Here is an 18,598-nt window from a genome sequence, read left to right as displayed (position 1 = left end):
ACTTCCCCGGCGTGTGGCGGCACGGGGACTGGGTCACCGAGCTGGACGGCGGCCAGTTCATCATCCATGGACGCTCCGACTCGACGATCAACCGCGGCGGCATCCGCATGGGCTCGGCCGACATCACCCAGGCCGTGGACCGCGTGGACGGGGTGGCCGCCTCCATGGTCATCGGCGCCGAACTCTCCGGCGGCGACTACTACATGCCGCTGTTCGTGGTCCCCACCCCCGGCCAGGCCCTGGACCAGGCCATGAAGGAGGCCATCACCACGGCCATCCGCACCCAGGTCTCGCCCCGCTACGTGCCCGACGAGATCATCGAGGCCCCCGCCGTCCCCAAAACCCGCACCGGCAAACTCATGGAAGTACCCATCAAGAAACTCTTCCAAGGTGCCGGACCCGATACCCTCAACCGCGGCACCGCAGAAGACCCCACCGTGCTCGACTGGTACGCCGCGCAGGCGGAGGGGTTCCGGAAGGGGCGATAACGGGGGCAGCCGGGGGTCCTCGAATGCGGAGACACGGTGAGCATGGCCTCGGCCGGTGGCCCCCCCACACGGGTACGGCCCGCGGCCGGAGCATAGCCCCGCCGAGGCTGGGCCAAACTCCTGGCCATAGCCGCCTAGGCGGTGAGGTCGCGGACTCCGGTGTACCACTGCGGAAGCAGCGCCATAAGATGCTCGAGCAGTTCTTCCGGTGTCGCCTCGAAGTCGTCCTCGATCCATTCGTCAAGGAACCCCACAACCGCGCTCGCGATGAAGCTCGCGGCCAGTTCTGGCCGCAGGCCGGCTGGCAGTCCGGGGTGGGCGGTGATGAGCGGTTCGATATCGGCGGCCATCGCGCGAACAACGTTGGTGTGCACAGCGCGCGAGAGGTGCAGCGCGACGACGGCGACGTAGAAGGGGCGGAGCTGCACATAATGCTCCACGAGCGCCCTGTACCGCATCCGCACATTCTCGAACGAATCGCGCTCGACCGACACCTCGGCATCCGGGCCGAGATGCTCGTAAGCATCGCCCACGATTTGAACGGCCAGCTCGTCGAGACTCGCGAAATGCGTGTAGAAAGAGGTCTTCGACACCCGCGCCTCATGCACGATATCGGTGACAGAGATGTCCTCGCACTGCCGTGCGACGAGCGTCTCGACCGCACGGAAAATCTTCTCTCTGGTGCGGCGCACCCGGGGGTCCCGGGAGGCCCCGTGTGTCACCCGGACAGCGGCAATCGGAGACAGCTCAGATATCGACATAAGAGGAGCCTATGCCGCTGGGACCTGCCAGAACGGCCTAGAACGTTGTGATGACTACACGGGTCACCGCGGGATCCTTGAGCGACTCGTACCCTTCGGTGACTTCGTCGAGGGAGATCTCCTTCGAGATCAGCTCATCGAGATGGATCTTTCCTGCCAGATACATGTCGACATAGGCAGGCACATCCTGACGCAAGGTTCCGGATCCCATGTAGACGCCGGTGATCTTCTTCTGACCCTGGAGTAGATCGTAGCCGTCGACGGTCATCGACTGACCTGGAGTCACACCGATTACGTAGAGCTCCCCTCCGTTGGTGAGCATCGCGATACCCTGCTCTTGCACGCTACCGATCCCGACGAAGTCGAAAACGTGATCAGCGCCGGTACCGGTGATCTCCTTGACGGCGGCCACAGGATCCGCCCGCGTCGAGTTGACGACATGTGAGGCGCCGAACGTCTTAGCCTTCTCGAGCTTCACGTCGGCGATATCCACGACGATGATCGGAGAGGCTCCGGCAATGACGGCGCCGTTGATAGCGTGAAGCCCCACTCCGCCGGCACCGACGATGACCACGCTCTGTCCTGGTCGGACCTGTGCCGTATTCAGCACGGCACCGGTTCCGGTGAGACCGCCGCAACCGAGAAGGGCGGCCTGTGGGAAGGGCATCCGATCGTCGATCTTGACGAGCTGATTCGAATGCACGAGCGCCTGCTGGGCGAATCCCCCCAGCCCGAATCCCTGCGTGACGTCGGCACCCTCACGCCGCAGTCGCGGCGGCTCCTCGGGAGTGCGCAGCGTCGCCTCAGGGTGGAGACACCGATAGCTGCGGCCGGCTAGACAGTTCGCGCAACGGCCGCAGTACTGGATGAGGGATCCCACCACATGATCCCCCACAGCGAAGTCGACGACCTCGGAGCCGATCCCCGTAACGACGCCGGCAACCTCATGCCCGAAAACAGCCGGTACTGGATAGCCCAGATCATAATTCGCCACGCTCATGTCGCTGTGGCACAGCCCTGATGCCTTGACGTCCAGCAATACTTCCCATCCGATGGGGTCGTCGATTCCGACGTCCTCCGTGTGAAATCCTGCGCCGAACTCGTTGACGACTACCGCTTTCATGGGTTCTTCCTTTGGTCATTGATCGATGCCATCGCGAACCGGGTGCGTGAGCAACCGCGGAACTTCTTCCGAACCATAAGGTTCATGAACGGTAGTTCACAAGATTCTGGACTGATGTTTAAAATCTTCTGGCCAAATGTGCCGGGACGACGGATGATCGAGGTGTCCATCGGAGCATTGGCGCTCCACTGGAGAGAAGGAGAAACAGCATGACCATGGAAACTCCCCCCGTCGACCTCATCGAACCGCATCACGTGACACTAGAAGAACTGGAACGCGTGCTGGCCGTGCAACGAGAAGCCTTCCTGGAAGAGGGTCACGTCACCGCAGAGACGCGTCGGGACCGTGTCAGCCGCATGGCGGTCACGATCCTCGACAACATCGATGACATCGCGGAGGTCCTCAGCCTCGACTATGGACACCGCCCGCCGGAGCTGACGAAGGCGTTCGAGGCAACTTCGTGGGTTCCGGACGTCCTGTCGACCCTCACATCACTCGAGGAATGGATGAAGCCCGTCGACATCCCAGGGGGCTTCATCCAACAGAAACCCAAGGGCGTCGTCGGGGTCATCGGGGCGTGGAACTTTCCCATCATCCTGTCCTTCGAGCCCGCCATGGCCGCGCTGGCGGCGGGTAACCGCGTCATGCTCAATTTCTCGGAGTTCCATGTCCACACGGGTGCTCTGCTCTCCAAACTGTTTGCTGAAGTCTTCGACGAGTCAGATTTCGCCCTCATCACCGGCGGCCTGACGACGGCGAAGGACTTCGCGACCCTCCGTTTCGACCACCTGTTCTTCACGGGCTCTCCCGGAGTCGGCAGCCTCGTTGCGCAATCGGCCGCGAAAAACCTCGTTCCGGTCACACTGGAACTCGGTGGGAAGAACCCGGTCATCGTTGCGGAGAACGCCGATCTCGAATTGGCTGCGCACCGCATCGCGGGGACACGGGCGCTCAATAGTGGGCAGATCTGCCTCTGCCCCGACTATGCCTTCGTCCCGCGCGGACGCAAGGACGAACTCATCTCCGCGCTGCGCAAAGAGTTCACGGCGCTCTATCCAGACTTCCTGGACAACCCGGGCGTCGTCTCCATCGTCAACGACCGAAACTACGAGCGCATCGTAGGTCTGATCGACGACGCCGTCGCCAAGGGCGCGACGCAGATTGTGATCGCGCCGGAGAACGAGCTTGCCGCATTGCCCGATCCCGCGTCACGACGCATCGCCCCCACGCTTCTCCTGGACGTGCCGGACACCGCCTCCATCGCCCACGAGGAGATCTTCGGTCCGGTTCTGCCGATCTATGTCTACGACGACATCCAGGAAGTTATCGATTATCTCCAAGCTCGCCCAACCCCGCTGGGATCGTATTGGTACGGAGAGGACGATGAGATCTTCCGGGATTTCATCGAGCGAACGAACAGCGGTGGCGTGACGCTCAACGACGGCATCGTGCACGCCTTCCTTCCGGAGGCGCCCTTCGGCGGATCCGGGAACTCAGGTTCCGGCGCCTACCACGGCAAGACCGGGTTCGACACGTTCACGCACCAGCGGACCATCGCGAATACGACCCAGGAGCGAGGCATCTCCGAGGGGCTCATCGGACGCGCGCTACTGGACAAGCAGTTCCTCGACGGGATCGGTCAAGCCGTGTCCGGCGCAGCAAGCTCATTCCGTGAGTACATGAAGTAGTACGCACCAAGGGAGGGCTCGCATGACGCGAGCCCTCCCTCGCTGCGATCCCCGGGTGACAACGGGCAGAGACCATGCCGATTTTCCCGATGGGTGTCCGAGAGCCATTGATAACGATCGTTCACGGGTCTAGAGTCTGTAAATGGTAAGGCCAAATCCTGTGGCGATGTGGCCCTTCAGAACCAATAGCCCTGATCAAGGAGAATCATGCCTGCTCTCGAGAACTTCACGGACGTCACCTACGAGGTGGACAGCGGCCTCGCGTGGATCACCATCAACCGTCCCGATCGTTACAACTCGTTCCGAGCCCGGACCGTGGACGAACTCGTCATGGCCTTCAAGACGGCGTGGAACGATCCCGCGGTCGGCGTGGTGGCCCTCACCGGCGCCGGCGAGAAGGCCTTCTGCACGGGCGGCGACCAGAAGCAGCGGATGGAGAGCGGTGACTACGGCCCCTCCGACTCCGGGCTGTTCGAGATCGACTCGCTGCACCGGGTCATCCGGGACACCCCGAAGCCCGTGATCGCAGCCGTCAACGGCTTCGCCATCGGCGGTGGGCACGTTCTCCATCTGCTGGCCGACCTGACCATCGCGGCCGATCACGCGGTCTTCGGGCAGAACGGCCCGCGCGTCGGATCCTTCGACGCCGGCTTCGGCACCGGGCTGATGGCCCGCGCCATCGGCGAGAAGCGCGCCCGTGAGATCTGGTTCCTGTGCCGGAAGTACTCGGCCGAGCAGGCCGTCGACTGGGGCCTGGCCAACAAGTCCGTCCCCATGGATCAGCTCCATGCCGAGGTGCGCTCATGGGCAGATGAGATCCTCAAGCTCTCCCCCACGGCACTGAAGGTTCTCAAGCAGTCCTTCAACTCCGACACCGAGCACTTCGCCGGGATCGGACAGATGGCCTACTCCACCCTGAGGCTGTTCGGCGAGACCGAGGAGGCCCTGGAGGGCATCACCGCCTTCAATGAGAAGCGCGAGCCCGACTTCCGCGCCCACCAGATCTGAACCGGCCACACCACATGGTCCGCAGAGAGGATCCCTTCCATGCAGCTCACCGAAGAACAACTGTCACTGGCCGATTCCGTCCGGGAATACTGTGCGCAGAATACGGCCACTGTGGCCCAGCGCGATGCCCTGACTGAGGGCGGCACCCAGACCACGTCCCGCAAGGTGCTCGCGGACATGGCCGGGTTCGGCTGGCTCGGTATCTCCCTACCCGAGGAGTACGGCGGACAGGGCGGGACCTTCCTGGATGAGGTGGTGTTCCTCGAGGCCTCGTCCCGGGGCCTGTCCCTGAACCACTCCTACTCCACGGGTCTGACTGCGGCCCAGACCTACCTGAAGTGGGGCAACGAGCAGCAGAAAACCACCATCTGCACGAACCTCGCCGCGGGGAAGCTGGAGGCGATCTCGCTCTCCGAGCCCAACACCGGGTCCGACCTGGCCGGCGTGCGGTGCAAGGGGGTACCCGAGGGCGACGAGTACGTCATCAACGGCCAGAAGACCTGGTGCACGGCGGCCCACCTGGCCGAGAACATCCTGCTGCTGGTGCGCGAGGACACCACCGGGACGCGGCACGAGGGGCTGACCCTGCTCATGGTTCCCTCTGACAGCCCGGGCCTGGACATGGTCGCCATCGAGACCATGGAGCCGCACACGGTCAACGAGCTGTTCTTCCAGAACGTGCGCGTCCCGATCTCCGCCGTCGTCGGAGAGGCCGGGCAGGGCTGGAAGCAGCTGATGCGCGGGCTGAGCGTGGAACGCCTCATTATCGCCGCCATGAGCCTGGGTGCTGCCCAGCGGTCCTTGGACGACACCATCGCCTACGTGAAGGAGCGTGAGGCCTTCGGCACGAAGCTGGCCAGCTTCCAGGCCCTACGGCACCGCATCGCCGACCTGGCCACGGACATCTCCATGGCCCGATCCTTCGTTTACGAAGCCGCCGCCAAGGTGGACGCCGGATTGGAGGACTCCTTGTCCTCCGAATCGGCCATGGCCAAGTCGCGGTGCACCGAGATCGCGCAGAAGGCAGCCCTCGAGGGGATCCAGATGCACGGTGGCAACGGCTTCACCAAGGAATACGGCATGGAGGCCCAGCTGCGCGCTGCGATCGCCCCGCCGATCTACGGCGGGGCCAACGAGGTCCAGCGGGACATCATCGCCAAGGCCCTGCTCGGGCGCCCCTGAGCGCTACCCTGCCGGCCGGCGTCGTGCCTCCCATCCCCAGCACGACGCCGGCCGGTCACCTTCCAGCACCATCCAGACCGAAGAAGGCGAGACCATGACGAAGCACCCCTCACCGTTCCGGCAGGACATCCTGTCCGGCCAGCGCATCCTCATCACCGGCGGCGGCACCGGCCTCGGCCGCGGCGTCGCCAAGCACCTGGCCGAACACGGCGCCGAGGTCCACCTCTGGGGCCGGCGTCAGGCTGTGCTCGAGGAGGCTGCTGCGGAGGCCTCGGCTCAGGCTCCGGGCCGCGTCCACGTCCAGACCGTGGACGTCAAGGACTACGACGGCGTCGACGCGGCCATGGAGCAGCTGTGGACCGAGCACGGCCCGCTGACCGGCGTCATCAACAACGCCGCCGCGAACTTCATCGCCCAGACCAAGGACCTGAGCCCCCGCGGCTTCGACACCGTGTCCTCGACCGTGATGAAGGGGTCCTACCACGTGACCCACGCAGCCGGTAAGCGGTGGATCGACCAGGGCCTCAAGGGCAATGTGCTCTCCACCCTGACCACCTGGGTCTGGACCGGCTCCGCCTTCGTGGTGCCTTCCGCGATGGGCAAGGCCGCCGTGAATGCCATGACTATGTCCCTGGGCGTGGAATGGGCCAAGTACGGCATCCGCATCAACGCGATCGCCCCCGGCCCGATCCCGACCGAGTACGCCTGGGAGATGCTCAACCCCACCGAGAACTCGTCGGCGGGCGCCACGCAGTTCGACACCGTGCCGGCCGGCCGGCCCGGCACCGTGGAGGAACTGGCCAACTTGACGATCTTCATGCTGACGGACGCCTGCGACTACATCACGGGGCAGACCATCGTCATGGACGGTGGCCAGATGCTGGCCGGCCCGGGCACCTTCGCCGGACTGACCTCGATGACCGACGAGGACTGGGCCGAGGCTCGCGAGAAGTCCAAGGCCGCCACGGAAGCCTCGAAGGCCCAGCGGAGCGTCTGACCCTTCCACCCCCTCTTCCATTAGGAGCCGCAATGTCTACCCCCACCGTTAAGAGCTACGAGGACTCCGCCGTCGTGATCGCAGGCGGGTCCTCCGGCGTCGGCCTGGCGTCCGCCTTCGGATTCCTCGGAGCCGGGGTCACCCGTCTGGGTTTGCTGTCCCGCAACCCCGAACGCGGCGAGGCCGCCCGGGACCGGGTCTTGGAACGCCACCCCGAAGCCACCGTGGAGTTCGTCCCGGTGGACGTGAACCATCCGGATCAGGTGGCCAAGGCCATCGAATCGGCGCATGACCAGCTGGGTTCCATCGATGTCCTGGTCAGCTCGGTCTCGGCGGCCTATCGGCCCGAGCTTCTGCACTCCATCGCCGCCGAGGACTTCGCCGCGATCGTCAACGGCCAGGCCCTGCCACCTATGTACCTGACCCGTGCCGTGTTGCCCCTCATGCAGCAACAGGGCGGCGGCAGCATCATCAACATCGCGTCCGATGCGGCCAAGGTCCCCACCCCCGGGGAATCGGTTCTGGGGGCGGCCATGGCGGCGATCGTCATGTTCAGCCGCACCGCCGCCATGGAGGCCAAACGCAACGGGATCCGCGTCAACGCGCTCACCCCGTCCTTGATCGCGGGGACACCGACCGCCGACCGAGTCCTGAGCGACGGCTTCAGCAAGTCATTGTTCGAGAAGGCCTCCCGCATGGCCCACCTCGGTGTGGCCGAGCCCGAAGATCTCGCCGAGATGGTCGTCTTCCTGGGCGGGCCCGGCTCCGCCCGGATGACCGGTCAGGTCATCAGCATCAACGGTGGCATCTCCGCCGGCTAGCTCCCTCATCCTTCCATCCCGGCTGATCCGGGGTTCCTGAAAGGTTCATTCCCATGCCTCCCCTCTCCAACCGATACACCCAGCTGGTCGGCATCGACCACCCCATCGTCCAGGAGGGCCTCGGCCCCTTCCGTACCCCGAAGCTCGCCGCCGCGGTGTCCAACGCCGGCGGACTGGGCACGGTCTCCATGCCCGGCATGCCGGTGGACATCGACGCCGGCGCGCGTACCTTCCGCGAGCACATCGAGGAGTGCGCCAGCCTCACCGACCGGCCCTTCGCCGTGAACATCCCCGTCGGCGTGGACCATGAGGGCAACGTCCTGCCCTTCACAGACGTCTACATCAAGATGGTGCTCGCCGCCCGCGAGGCCGACTCCACCCTGGCCAGCCGGCTCACGGTGATGACCACCTCGGCGGGCTTCCCGGGCCCCTACCTGCAGGCGATCAAGGACGCCGGGATGATCCACCAGCACAAGGTCGGGTCCACCCGCCAGGCCGTCAAGTCCGCCGAGGCCGGCGTCGACGTCGTCATCGCGGCCGGATTCGAGATGGGCGGTCACGCCCCCAGCAAGGCCGTGCACACCTTCGTCCTGGTCCCCAGCGTCACCGAGGCGGTGGACGTCCCTGTGTTGCTCACCGGCGGCGCCCGGGACGGTCGCGGCCTGGCCGCCGCCCTGGCCATGGGCGCCGACGGCGTCGCCATGGGCAGCCGCTTCATCGTCAGCGAGGAGAACTCCGACTGGCACCCGAATTACATCCAGGCCCTGCTGGATGCCCAGGAGGGCGACGACGTCGCCTTCAACGGCGTCTACGGTCCCTGCCGCGGCCTGCGGAACGCCGCCTCCGAGAAGATCCTCTCCGGTGCGGTGCAGGCCCCCGACGGCTCGGGTGATCAGCCCACCGAAGTGGAGCTGGAGCGCTGGAAGATCGAGTCCATGCAGCTCTCCCAGACCGAGGGAGACGTGGACAACGGCCTCGTGCTGGCCGGACAGGTCTCCTCGGCCCTGAACGACGTCATCAGTGTGGCGGAGTTCGTCCCGGCCATGGCCGACGAGGCCGCCGGCATCCTCCGAGACCTGGCCGCGAAGCTCCAGGGCGCCACCTCCGTCCGGACCTGAGAGGGATTTCACCATGCAGTTCGGGATGACCGAGACACAGCAGGAGCTCCGGGATGCCGTCCGCACCTTCGCGGCCGAGCACCTGGCACCCGGATACCTGGAGCGGGCCCGCTCCGACCGCTTCGACTGGGACTTGCACCGCCGTGTGGCAGATCTGGGCGTCTTCGGACTCCTGGCGGGGCAGGACCACAACCCGTTGCCCGAGGAGGACTTCGTCGCCGTCGGGCTGGTGATCGAGGAACTCGCCTACGCGGACTTCAATATGGCCAACGCGGCCATTCCGGTGATGCTGATGAGTTCCCTGTTGGCGCAGCACGGCAGCAACCGGGTCCGGGAACAGTACCTGTCCCGGTTGGTGGACGGCAGCATCTACGTGGCCCTGGGACTCACCGAACCCGAGTGCGGCTCCGACGTCAGCGCCATCACCACCACCGCCACCGCGACACCGGAGGGCTACGTCATCAGCGGGGAGAAAACCTCCGTGACCATGCTGCCCGAGGCCGAGGCCATCGTCCTGGTGGCGCGGACCGTCCGCGACGGCCAGGACGTGGGCGCCTCCGCTTTCCTCGTGCCGCTCGACGGGCCGGGGATCTCCACCTCCCCCATTGAAGACCCAGGCTGGAAGCCCCTGGTCCGCGGGGTGCTGCACCTGGACGACGTCTCGGTTCCTGCGGACGCCCTGCTCGTCCAGGAGGGGGTGGCCTTCCGCCAGGTCCTCAACGGCTTCGACTTCACCCGGCCACTGCTGGCCCTCACTGGGATCGGCTGCGCCCAGGTCTCCATCGACGAAACGTTGGAGTACGTGAGTCAGCGCAGTACCTTCGGCTCTCCGCTGGCGACGTACGAGGGCGTCTCCTTCCCCTTGGCCGAACATGCCACGCATCTGGAGGCGGCGCGGTTACTGTGCTATTCGACCCTGTGGCACCGCACGGTGGACCGACGGCACACGGCACTGGCGGCGATGACTAAGTGGTACGGGCCGCTCCATGCCGGGCAGGCCATCAAGGAGTGCCTGCTGTTGCATGGGAATTTCGGGTACTCCAGTGAATTCCCGTTCGAACAACGACTCCGGGACGTGCTGTCCGTCGAGATCGCTGACGGGACCGCTCAGATCCAGAAGATCATCATCGCCCGGGAGCTGTTCGGCCGGCAGTTCGTGCCCTACGGCAAGTAGGGATGCTCAGGACCGCTGGTCCCAGCCAGCGATCACGGCCCGCAGGGACGCCACCAGAGCCGCGGGCTGGTCCAGCATCGGCGCGTGGCCCGCACCGGGGAGGTCCAGACAGATTCCCCCGGCCTGCTCGATGATCGAGCGCACCGCCGGCCGCACCATGCCGATCTCGCCCCGCAGATAGGCCAGTCGCCCCCCGGGACGCGGCAGGGTGGTGCGCATTCGTGCGGCTCCGCCGAAGATCCCGGCGTCGAATTTCCAGGTCCATCCCCCGTCCTTCTGGCGTACGGAGTCCGATGCCACGTGCTCGTGGACCTCGGGCAATGAGGCCTGTGCCGGGACAGGACGGAAACGCGCCATCGCCTGTTCCCGGCTCGGGTAGAGCCGGCGTCGGGAGACGAAGCCACCCGCCTCCGGCAACTTCTGGGCTTCCGGACCACCGATCGGCGAATCGACCACGATCGCCCGATCCACCCCGGCCTCTTCCTTGTCCCGCAGATAGAGGGTGATGAGACCTCCCAGGCTGTGGCCGACGACGGTGCATGCCGGCCCGAGCCCGGCGGCACGCCGAACCTCCAGGACCTCGGCGCCCCACTGGGCCATGTCGTACTGTCCGCGATGATCGCTGTCCCCGTGGCCGGACAGGTCCAGTGCCGCCACCCGGCCTCGCTCCGCGAGCAATGGGCCGATGTGGTCCCACCACCCGGAATGGGCGCCGCCACCGTGCACCAGCATGACATCCCGGCCAGTCTGCTGTCCCCAGGTTCTGAACGCGATCTGCGCTCCCCCCACCGTGACGGCACCCAGATCGGGCTGATGGCCCAGTGCCTCCACGATCCAATCCGTCGTTGACGGTATCTGAAACGTGACCCGTGTGGACTCGCCCTTGGCTCCGGTACCTGCGTCATCGTCAACGACAGCCGGTTCGGATCCGATCGCGGTCATGGCTTTCCCTTCCTCGGTCGATCCGCTTTCTCGGCGGACCTTTAGACATCATGCGCCAGGCGAACACCCCGCACAACATTCGACACACCTAGACACCGAGTCGCGTCTATTGACAAATGTTAGCTGTACGCGGATCGTAAAGGGAGGACATACACGTGCCCCTCAGTCGTTGGTGGAGAGAGAAATCATGAACACTTTGGATCCCGCAGTTCTCGGAGTACTGGAGCAGGCGGCTCAGGACCCGACTGCCTACGCTCGGGCGTGGAAGGAACGGACCGGCCGGCAGGTCATCGGTTCCTTCCCCATGAACTTCCCCTCCGAGCTGGTCCACGCCACCGGAGCCCTGCCGGTGATCGTCCAGGAGAGCCGCACCTCAATCACCGAGGGCCGCAGCCTCTTGCCGGAGTTCTACTGCAGCTACACCCGTAGCCTTGCCGATCAAGCGGCCACCGGCGAGCTGGACGTCTTCGACGCCTTCGTCCTAGTGGACCACTGCGTCCAGCTGCTTGGCGCCGCCGATGTCATCCAGTGGGTCAAGCCGGACAAGCCGATGCACTTCGCCCAGTTCATCAGTTCAATGGACGATCCCTGGAGCGGCGCCCAGGTAGAGGACAAGGTCGACGCCATGCGGCACGAGGTGGAGGAGATCACCGGCGTCATCATCTCCCCCGAAGCCCTTGCCACCAGCATCTGGGCCTTCAACGAGAACCGCCGTCTGCTGCGCGAGTTCTTCGAACTCAGGCGTGCGGGCCGGCTGAACATCCCGGCCCGCCAGCTCCAGGCCCTGGTGAAGTCCAGCATGGTGATGGACGTCGAGGAGCACACCGGACTTTTGCGACAACTCCTGAACGGACTGGACCCCCAGGCTCCGGCCCCGGAGCACCTGGTCCGCCTGCATCTGTCCGGTCATTTCTGCGCACCGCCTCGTCCGGAACTGCTGGACCTTCTCGAGGAGTGCGACGTTATCGTCATCAATGACGACCTCTACCACGGCAGCCGCTACATCTCCACGGATGTCCCAGAAGGCCAGGACCCCTTCGCTGCTCTTGCTGCCTGGTACCTGGACCGCAACGTGTCCGTCCCCTGCGCGACGCGTGTCCAGCGCGACGTCGACTGGCAGAACTACCTGGTCGACAACCTGGATGAAACCGGTGCAGAGGGCGTCATCACCCTGATGGCTAAGTTCTGCGAGCCACTCATGCTTTACTACCCCGAACTCCGCAAGGCCCTGAACACTCGGGACATCCCAGAACTCCTGGTCGAGACCGAGCACGAGGGCTTGGCCGCCGAGTCACTGCGAACCACCGTAGAGGCCTTCGTTGAGCGCATTCGCCGCCAACGGGTCCGCCAACTCACCCCGGCCTGAGCCGGCACAGCCCATCTGACCGACGAAGCCCACCTGACGAAACAGGAGACATCCGATGTCTGCAGACTTGAACCCCAGCACCAAACAGTCCCTCGACCTGTCCGCCACCCGCCTGGTCACCCCCGAGCGGCCAGACAAGTCCAACCGTCTGTCCAGTACCAAGATGGGCGGCAAGATGGTCACCGAGTACTGGGACAACATCTTCACCGCACGGGAACGCGGCAAGACGGTGGTCTGGTACAACGGAAGCGCTCTGAACCCCATTTTCCAGGCCGCTGGCCTGGAGTGGGCCCATGGTGAGGCCTTCTCCGCCCGCCTGGCCGCGATGCACCTGGAGGAGCCTGCCCAGCAGGCGGGCGCGGAATACGGGTACGTCGGTGAACTGTGCTCCTATGCACGCACGCACCTCGGTTGCGCGGTGATGACCCAAAAGGGGGCCGACGAAAAGCAGAACGGCATTGTCGGAATGGCCGACCAGGAGGAGCTCGCGGCCAAGCTGCCGACGCCGGACCTCCTCGTCAACGCCTACGCCGGCTGCAGTACTGGCCAACAATGGGATGCCATGACGCACCGGGTCTTCGGCAAGCAGATGCCCTTGTTCAACGTGTCGATACCCATGGTTTGGGGTCGGAAGCCGGATGCCGGCTACCTCCGCGGCGAGGAATGGGAAACCACCCCGCTCTATGTCGAGGACCAGCTCAAGGAACTGATCAAGTTCATCGAATACCAGACCAAGCGGCCCTTCGACTGGGACGCCCTGTCCGAGAACATGTACTACATCAAGAAGGCCTCCGAGTTGCGGGTGGAGGCCATGGCACTCTGTGCCCAGGCTCCTACCCCGGCCACCTACTGGGACTGGGTCGCGAGCATCGCTCCGATCAACTTCCTGCCGGCGAACCAGATGCTGGTGGATTACTTCCAGCGGGTCAAGGACGAGATCGAACAGCGCATTCGAGACAACGTCTCCGCGGTGCAGAACGAGCGGTACCGGGTGTACTTCGACGGCATCATGAACTGGAACAAGCTCGGGTACCTCACCCGCAAGTTCGCCGAGCACGACGTCGCCGTGGTGGCCGGACGATACACGCACGACTCGTTCTGGCAGGAGCCAGATCTGATCGACGTCAACCGTCCGCTGCTGGGCATGGCGCAGCACTACTTGATCTGCCCGCTCAACCACGGACTCAAGATCATGGAGGAGCTGCTGCTCAAGCGCTGCGACGACTACGGCATCGACGGCATCGCGTTCCACTCCACCCGGACCTGTCGGGCCATGACGAATCCGCAGCACATCCTGGCACGCACCGCGGAGCGCGAGCGCGGCATCAAGTCCTTCTTCTTCGAAGGTGATGTGGCCGACGCATCGTTCTACAAGGACGAAACGTTGGAGAGTGGCCTGGTGGCCATGTTGGAATCGATCGATCAGCAGCGCTCGAAGGCTTTGGTCGGCTAAATACCGGCGAACACAGAAGGACGAGGAAACACCATGCAGTGGTACACGATGGGTGTGGATCTGGGGTCGACGACCGCTAAGGCCGCGATCGTGAACAGTGACGGCGAGCTGGTCGCCTCCGCGGTGGTCCAGATGGGCGCGGTCAGTCGTCAGGCCGTCGGGGTGGCCATCGACCAAGTCCTCCGAGATGCCGGACTGGATTCTGCAGACATCGCTCGGACCATCAGCACCGGCTATGGCAGGCGGCTGGTGCCGTCGTCCGACAAGACCTTCACGGAGATCACCTGCCATGCCCGAGGGGCCGCGGCCCTGTCCCCCGGGGTAAGGCTGGTGATCGACATCGGAGGCCAGGACAGCAAGACCATTGCGGTGGACGAGGAGGGACTGGTGGACCGATTTGCCTTGAACGACCGGTGTGCCAGCGGCACCGGACGCTTCTTCGACGTGCTGTGCCGGGCCCTGGAGGTCGATCTCGGTGAGGTCGTCGATTTGGCACTTCAGGGGACGGAGAACCTCGAGGTGAGCAGCATGTGCGCCACGTTCGCCGAGACCGAGGTGATCTCCCTGCTGGCCCAGGGAGCCGATCCCGCGGACATTTCCGCTTCCGTGCACCGCTCCGTCGCGGCCCGGACGCTGGGGCTCGTGGCCCAGGTCGGCAAGGCCTTCCCCGCCGTCATGACCGGTGGGGTTGCCAAGAATCGGGCGCTGGTGCAGTTCCTCTCGGCTTCCCTCGGCGAGCAGCTCGTCGTCTTGGACGACCCCCAGATCGCCGGGGCCCTGGGTGCGGCATTGATCGCGCGGGACGAGCACCGGGGAAACCTCAGCCTGGAGGTCGCCGACATCGACGCGGACCGGCAGTTGGTGGCCCAGCGTAGCGGGGGCGCGAGGGACTGCACCGGTTGCGACGGGACCCTCGGCCACGATCACTCCGCACACGGGAACGGCGATCGCGTCCCCGTCATCCTCAACATGGACCGGCTCGCCGTCCCCGGACCCAGCGGAAGGTGAGCTGGCGACGTCGGCCGTTCCCGCCACAGCGTCGGGCCCACCGCCGTGGATGCCTCGGTAGAGTGGAAAACCATGACGAACCCCACCAACAACGGAGCAATCGCAGAATCCCCGCAACTCCGGCAACCGCAAGCGGCCTTGAACCAAGGCAGCGCGCGGTCAGTTCTGATAACCGTCCTGGGTGAGTTGGTGTGGCCCACCGGCGAGCCGGCTCGGACGTCCGCTCTGCTGTATGTGATGGGCGGGTTGGGCTTCGAGGAGGCCACCGCCCGGCAGGCCCTCGTCCGGGCGGCCGATTCGGGATGGATCACGTCCCACAAGCACGGACGCGAGGTCAGTTGGAGCCTGAGCCCGTATCTCGTGGGGGTCTTCGAGAGGGATTCACAACGCGTCCTCGACCTGAGCGGGGCCTTTTCGGACTGGGATTATCGGTGGGTTGTCCTGTTCATCACCGTGCCCCAGGCCCAGCGTTCGCAGCGCAAGCGGTTGTATAGCGACCTGACCTGGGCGGGCTTCGGCAATCCCGCACCTGGCGTCTGGCTCAGCCCGCACGGCGAACGCCGCGGCCAGGTGTCCAGAGTGGTGGATCGCTTAGGCCTGGCCGAATCGACGATGTCCTTCTACGGCCCTGTGGGCGGAGTGGGGCTGACGGAAACGGAGATCGTCGCCAAGGGCTGGGATCTGGAATCACTGGCGCAGGACTACCGTCAGGTCTACGCCGAATTCTGGGACCCGGTTCCCTCCAGCGACGACGACCTATTGTTCACGGACATTCGTGCCATCGGACAACTTCAGCGGTTCCCCTTCACCGACCCGCAGCTTCCCGAGGCGCTCTTGCCGGATTGGATCGGACGAACGGTCGCCAGCCACATCAAGTCACTTCGGACTGAATGGGCCGGCGCCGTCCGTGACCGTTGGGCCGCGATCAACCGCGGCCCGTGCTGACGGCCTGCACCGGATAAGGGTCCGTGAAGACCGGCCGCTCCTTGGCCAGAAAGGACCGGATGCCGAAGACGGAGTCGGACGCCGCAGCGCAGACGTGGATGGCTTCCGCTTCGGCCTGGAGATGCTCCAGATAACTATTGCCTGACGAGGCCGCCAGCAAGCGCTTCGCCTGGCTGAAGGCCGTTGCCGAGCGACGGGAGAACCGCCGTGCCGCTTCCCAGGCGGCGGCCTGAAGATCCGCATCAGGGACCACCGCGCCGACGATCCCCCAGTCCAGGGCCGTAGCGGCATCGATCGGCACATTGTCGAGGATCATGGCCTGGGCCCGGCGCAGGCCGACGTACCTCGGGAGGTGCCAGGATGCCCCGCCGTCACCGGAAAGGCCAATGTCGGCGAAGCCGCCGGCCATCCGTGTGCTTTCGGCAGCGATGACATGGTCGGCACACCACACCGGACCGAGACCACCCCCGGCCGTTCCACCTTTGACGGCCGTGACAACCGGGACGTCCAGAGTGAATAGTCGCCCCAGCACCTCGTGCCAGTGGTCCACCATCCAACGCAGGATCTCCTCGTGTCGGTCCACGTGTGCCGAGAAGTAGTTCAGGTCCCCGCCAACGCAGAACGACGGTCCCTGGGCGGTGATCAAGAGAGTCCGGATGGACGAGTCTGCCGCCACCTGGTGGATGGCAGTCCCGAATTCCTCCACAAATGCCGGGTCCATGGCGTTACGCGCCTCGGGTCGGCTCAACTCCAGATGGGCAATCGAGTCCGTGGTGGCGAGCCCGACCCGGTCCCCGATCACTGGGCCACCGATTCCCGACCCTGTTGGTCGGCTTGCGAGGACGGGGCCACCACGGCCTCGAGCTCGCCGGACGTGATCTGGTCCAGCAGGACGAACTTCTGGATCTTGCCGGACGGCGTCTGCGGATAGGCCTCGGTGAAGTACCACCGGCTGGGCGTCTTGTGGGCCGAGATTCGCTCCCGGCACCAACTCTTCAGCTCGGCAGGGTCGGGCTGGGTACAGCCGTCCCTGAGCCGGACGACGGCAGCCACTTCCTCGCCCCATTTCTCGCTCTGCACGCCCAGTACCACCAGTTCGGCGAAGTCATGATGTCCGGCGAGGACCTCTTCGATTTCGCGGGGGTAGAGGTTGACCCCACCGCGGATGATCATGTCTTTGAGACGTCCGGTGACCCTGAGGAAGCCACGCTCGTCCAGGGTACCCAGGTCCCCCATGTGCAACCACCCGTCCGGGTCAATGGTGGCCGCAGTCTGGTCCGGCAATTGGTCGTAACCCAGCATGTTCTGGTAACCACGGGCGCAGATTTCGCCCTGCACGCCCACCGGAACGATCTCGCCGGTGTCGACATCGATGATCTTCATCTCCAGTTCGGGTAGCGGCTGCCCGACCGTCCGGGCCTGGTCCTCGGGCGAGTCGGTGACCCTGGTCTGGTTGGTCACCCCGTGCATCTCGGTCTGCCCGAAGAGGATGCTGAACTGGCAGCCCCACCGCTCAATGACCCGCTTGACCAAGGCTTCGGAGACGGGCGCCGCCCCGGACATGATCGTCTGGGTGCTGGACATGTCCCGCGTGGCGGCATCCGGATGCTCGAGAACGGCCAACAGCATGGTCGGGACCATCAGCGAGTGCGTGCCGCGGTAGGTCTCGAAAAGTTCCAGCGTCAGCGCCGGGTCGAAGGCCGGCATGACCACGTAGGTCCCCTTGGCGGAGATCGTCTGCAGTTCCGTGACCGCCCCACCGCCGATGTGGTACATGGGCATGGCGTTGATACAGACACCGTCCGGACCCATCGCCGTCCTCTCACCCACGAAGGTGGCCTCGTTCACGATGCCCTTGTGATGCAGGATCGCACCCTTGGGAAAGCCGGTGGTCCCGGAAGTGTATTGCACCTGCACCGGGTCGGTCGGGTTGATATCGGGCAGCTTGGCCTCCGGGTCGCCCGAGTCCAGGAACGCTTCCCAGGTGTCCGGGGTGACGAGCGTCTTCACGTTGGTGGCCGTCCCAAGGGCGGTCTGCACCACCGGCTCGAGGTTGGCGCCCCGGTAGTTCTTGACGTAGAAGAGGCCCACCGCACCGGAGTGGCGCAGCACGAATTCAAGTTCATGGGTCTTATAGGCGGGGTTGGCCGCAACGACCACCATTCCCGCCATAGCGACCGCCTGCTGGAGGATCACCCAGTTCGCGCTGTTGGGCGCCCACACGGCGATCCGATCCCCTGGGGAGAAATGGGCGAGCAGGGCGCGGGCACCCTGTTCGACATCTGCGAGGAACTCGGCATAGGTCCAGTGGCGCCTGTTCTCGGGATTCTTTGCGCCATAGACCAGGGCCAGTTTGTCCGGAAACTCTTCCGCGGCCTCTCGCAGCAGCCCAGGCAGGGTGATGTCGCGGACGCCCGTGCTCTTCTCGGCGGGCCAGTAAGACTGGGTCAGCAGGGTGGTCATCGGTACTCCTTGAAAGCTGCAGCGGATACCACGTCGCTTGTAGGCGTCGTGCCAGGGATAC

Annotated in this window: 17 protein-coding genes; 12 read left to right on the top strand and 5 right to left on the bottom strand. The window is 65.1% G+C overall.

What is annotated here, in order from left to right; all coding sequences use genetic code 11:
- Positions 1–488: AMP-binding enzyme (locus tag ACFFIO_RS15040; protein ID WP_446681845.1), on the top strand; the 488-nt coding region annotated here is incomplete at its 5' end.
- Positions 489–622: 134 nt separating this feature from the next.
- On the opposite strand, the gene ACFFIO_RS15035 is transcribed toward ACFFIO_RS15040, so the two are convergent.
- Positions 623–1,180 carry a TetR/AcrR family transcriptional regulator gene (locus tag ACFFIO_RS15035; protein ID WP_378043058.1) on the bottom strand — a complete coding sequence of 186 codons (558 nt, stop codon included), beginning with the start codon at positions 1,178–1,180 and terminating at the stop codon, positions 623–625.
- Between the two features lie 106 nt (positions 1,181–1,286).
- Positions 1,287–2,372 carry a zinc-binding dehydrogenase gene (locus ACFFIO_RS15030; RefSeq protein ID WP_378043056.1) on the bottom strand — a complete coding sequence of 362 codons (1,086 nt, stop codon included), beginning with the start codon at positions 2,370–2,372 and terminating at the stop codon, positions 1,287–1,289.
- A 209-nt stretch (positions 2,373–2,581) separates the two neighbouring features.
- On the opposite strand from ACFFIO_RS15030, the gene ACFFIO_RS15025 reads away from it, so the two are divergent.
- From ACFFIO_RS15025 to ACFFIO_RS14995, 7 genes are all read left to right on the top strand, one after another.
- Positions 2,582–4,060, top strand: coding sequence for an aldehyde dehydrogenase family protein (locus tag ACFFIO_RS15025; RefSeq protein ID WP_378043054.1), 1,479 nt, complete (start codon positions 2,582–2,584; stop codon positions 4,058–4,060).
- 207 nt (positions 4,061–4,267) lie between these two features.
- Entirely contained in the window at positions 4,268–5,068 is an 801-nt protein-coding gene (locus tag ACFFIO_RS15020; RefSeq protein WP_378043053.1) for an enoyl-CoA hydratase-related protein, read from the top strand.
- 39 nt (positions 5,069–5,107) lie between these two features.
- A complete protein-coding gene (locus ACFFIO_RS15015) occupies positions 5,108–6,250 on the top strand; it encodes an acyl-CoA dehydrogenase family protein (RefSeq protein ID WP_378043051.1) in 1,143 nt (380 codons plus the stop codon).
- Positions 6,251–6,344: 94 nt separating this feature from the next.
- The gene (locus ACFFIO_RS15010; protein ID WP_378043050.1) at positions 6,345–7,247 is read left to right on the top strand and encodes an SDR family oxidoreductase; all 903 of its coding nucleotides are present in this window, start codon (positions 6,345–6,347) and stop codon (positions 7,245–7,247) included.
- A 32-nt stretch (positions 7,248–7,279) separates the two neighbouring features.
- On the top strand, positions 7,280–8,068 hold the full coding sequence (locus ACFFIO_RS15005) for an SDR family NAD(P)-dependent oxidoreductase (protein WP_378043048.1): 789 nt from the start codon (positions 7,280–7,282) through the stop codon (positions 8,066–8,068).
- 53 nt (positions 8,069–8,121) lie between these two features.
- Positions 8,122–9,186: an NAD(P)H-dependent flavin oxidoreductase gene (locus tag ACFFIO_RS15000; protein WP_378043046.1), complete on the top strand. Its 1,065-nt coding sequence runs from the start codon at positions 8,122–8,124 to the stop codon at positions 9,184–9,186.
- 25 nt (positions 9,187–9,211) lie between these two features.
- The gene (locus ACFFIO_RS14995) at positions 9,212–10,360 is read left to right on the top strand and encodes an acyl-CoA dehydrogenase family protein (protein WP_378043045.1); all 1,149 of its coding nucleotides are present in this window, start codon (positions 9,212–9,214) and stop codon (positions 10,358–10,360) included.
- Between the two features lie 6 nt (positions 10,361–10,366).
- On the opposite strand, the gene ACFFIO_RS14990 is transcribed toward ACFFIO_RS14995, so the two are convergent.
- Entirely contained in the window at positions 10,367–11,302 is a 936-nt protein-coding gene (locus tag ACFFIO_RS14990) for an alpha/beta fold hydrolase (protein WP_378043043.1), read from the bottom strand.
- A gap of 187 nt (positions 11,303–11,489) precedes the next feature.
- Between ACFFIO_RS14990 and ACFFIO_RS14985 the strand changes: the two genes are divergently transcribed.
- The 4 genes from ACFFIO_RS14985 (at position 11,490) to ACFFIO_RS14970 (ending at position 16,074) form a co-directional block, all read left to right on the top strand.
- Positions 11,490–12,668 (top strand): 2-hydroxyacyl-CoA dehydratase subunit D, encoded by a 1,179-nt coding sequence (locus ACFFIO_RS14985; RefSeq protein WP_378043041.1) that lies wholly within the window; start codon positions 11,490–11,492, stop codon positions 12,666–12,668.
- A 55-nt stretch (positions 12,669–12,723) separates the two neighbouring features.
- On the top strand, positions 12,724–14,121 hold the full coding sequence (locus ACFFIO_RS14980) for a 2-hydroxyacyl-CoA dehydratase subunit D (RefSeq protein ID WP_378043039.1): 1,398 nt from the start codon (positions 12,724–12,726) through the stop codon (positions 14,119–14,121).
- Positions 14,122–14,154: 33 nt separating this feature from the next.
- Positions 14,155–15,129: an acyl-CoA dehydratase activase gene (locus tag ACFFIO_RS14975; protein WP_378043037.1), complete on the top strand. Its 975-nt coding sequence runs from the start codon at positions 14,155–14,157 to the stop codon at positions 15,127–15,129.
- Between the two features lie 72 nt (positions 15,130–15,201).
- Positions 15,202–16,074, top strand: a complete 873-nt coding sequence (locus ACFFIO_RS14970; protein ID WP_378043036.1) for a PaaX family transcriptional regulator — start codon at positions 15,202–15,204, stop codon at positions 16,072–16,074.
- Here the strand turns inward: ACFFIO_RS14970 and ACFFIO_RS14965 are convergent.
- Both ACFFIO_RS14965 and ACFFIO_RS14960 read right to left on the bottom strand, forming a co-directional pair.
- Positions 16,055–16,876: an enoyl-CoA hydratase/isomerase family protein gene (locus tag ACFFIO_RS14965; protein WP_378043034.1), complete on the bottom strand. Its 822-nt coding sequence runs from the start codon at positions 16,874–16,876 to the stop codon at positions 16,055–16,057. The genes ACFFIO_RS14970 and ACFFIO_RS14965 overlap by 20 nt on opposite strands.
- Entirely contained in the window at positions 16,873–18,537 is a 1,665-nt protein-coding gene (locus ACFFIO_RS14960; protein ID WP_378043032.1) for an AMP-binding protein, read from the bottom strand. Before ACFFIO_RS14960 ends, ACFFIO_RS14965 begins: the two co-directional genes overlap by 4 nt.
- Positions 18,538–18,598 lie beyond the last annotated feature (61 nt).

The organism is Citricoccus parietis (assembly GCF_042433045.1).
In the GTDB taxonomy this organism is placed as follows: Bacteria; Actinomycetota; Actinomycetes; order Actinomycetales; family Micrococcaceae; genus Citricoccus; species Citricoccus parietis.
This window is presented reverse-complemented; position numbering and strand designations above follow the sequence as displayed.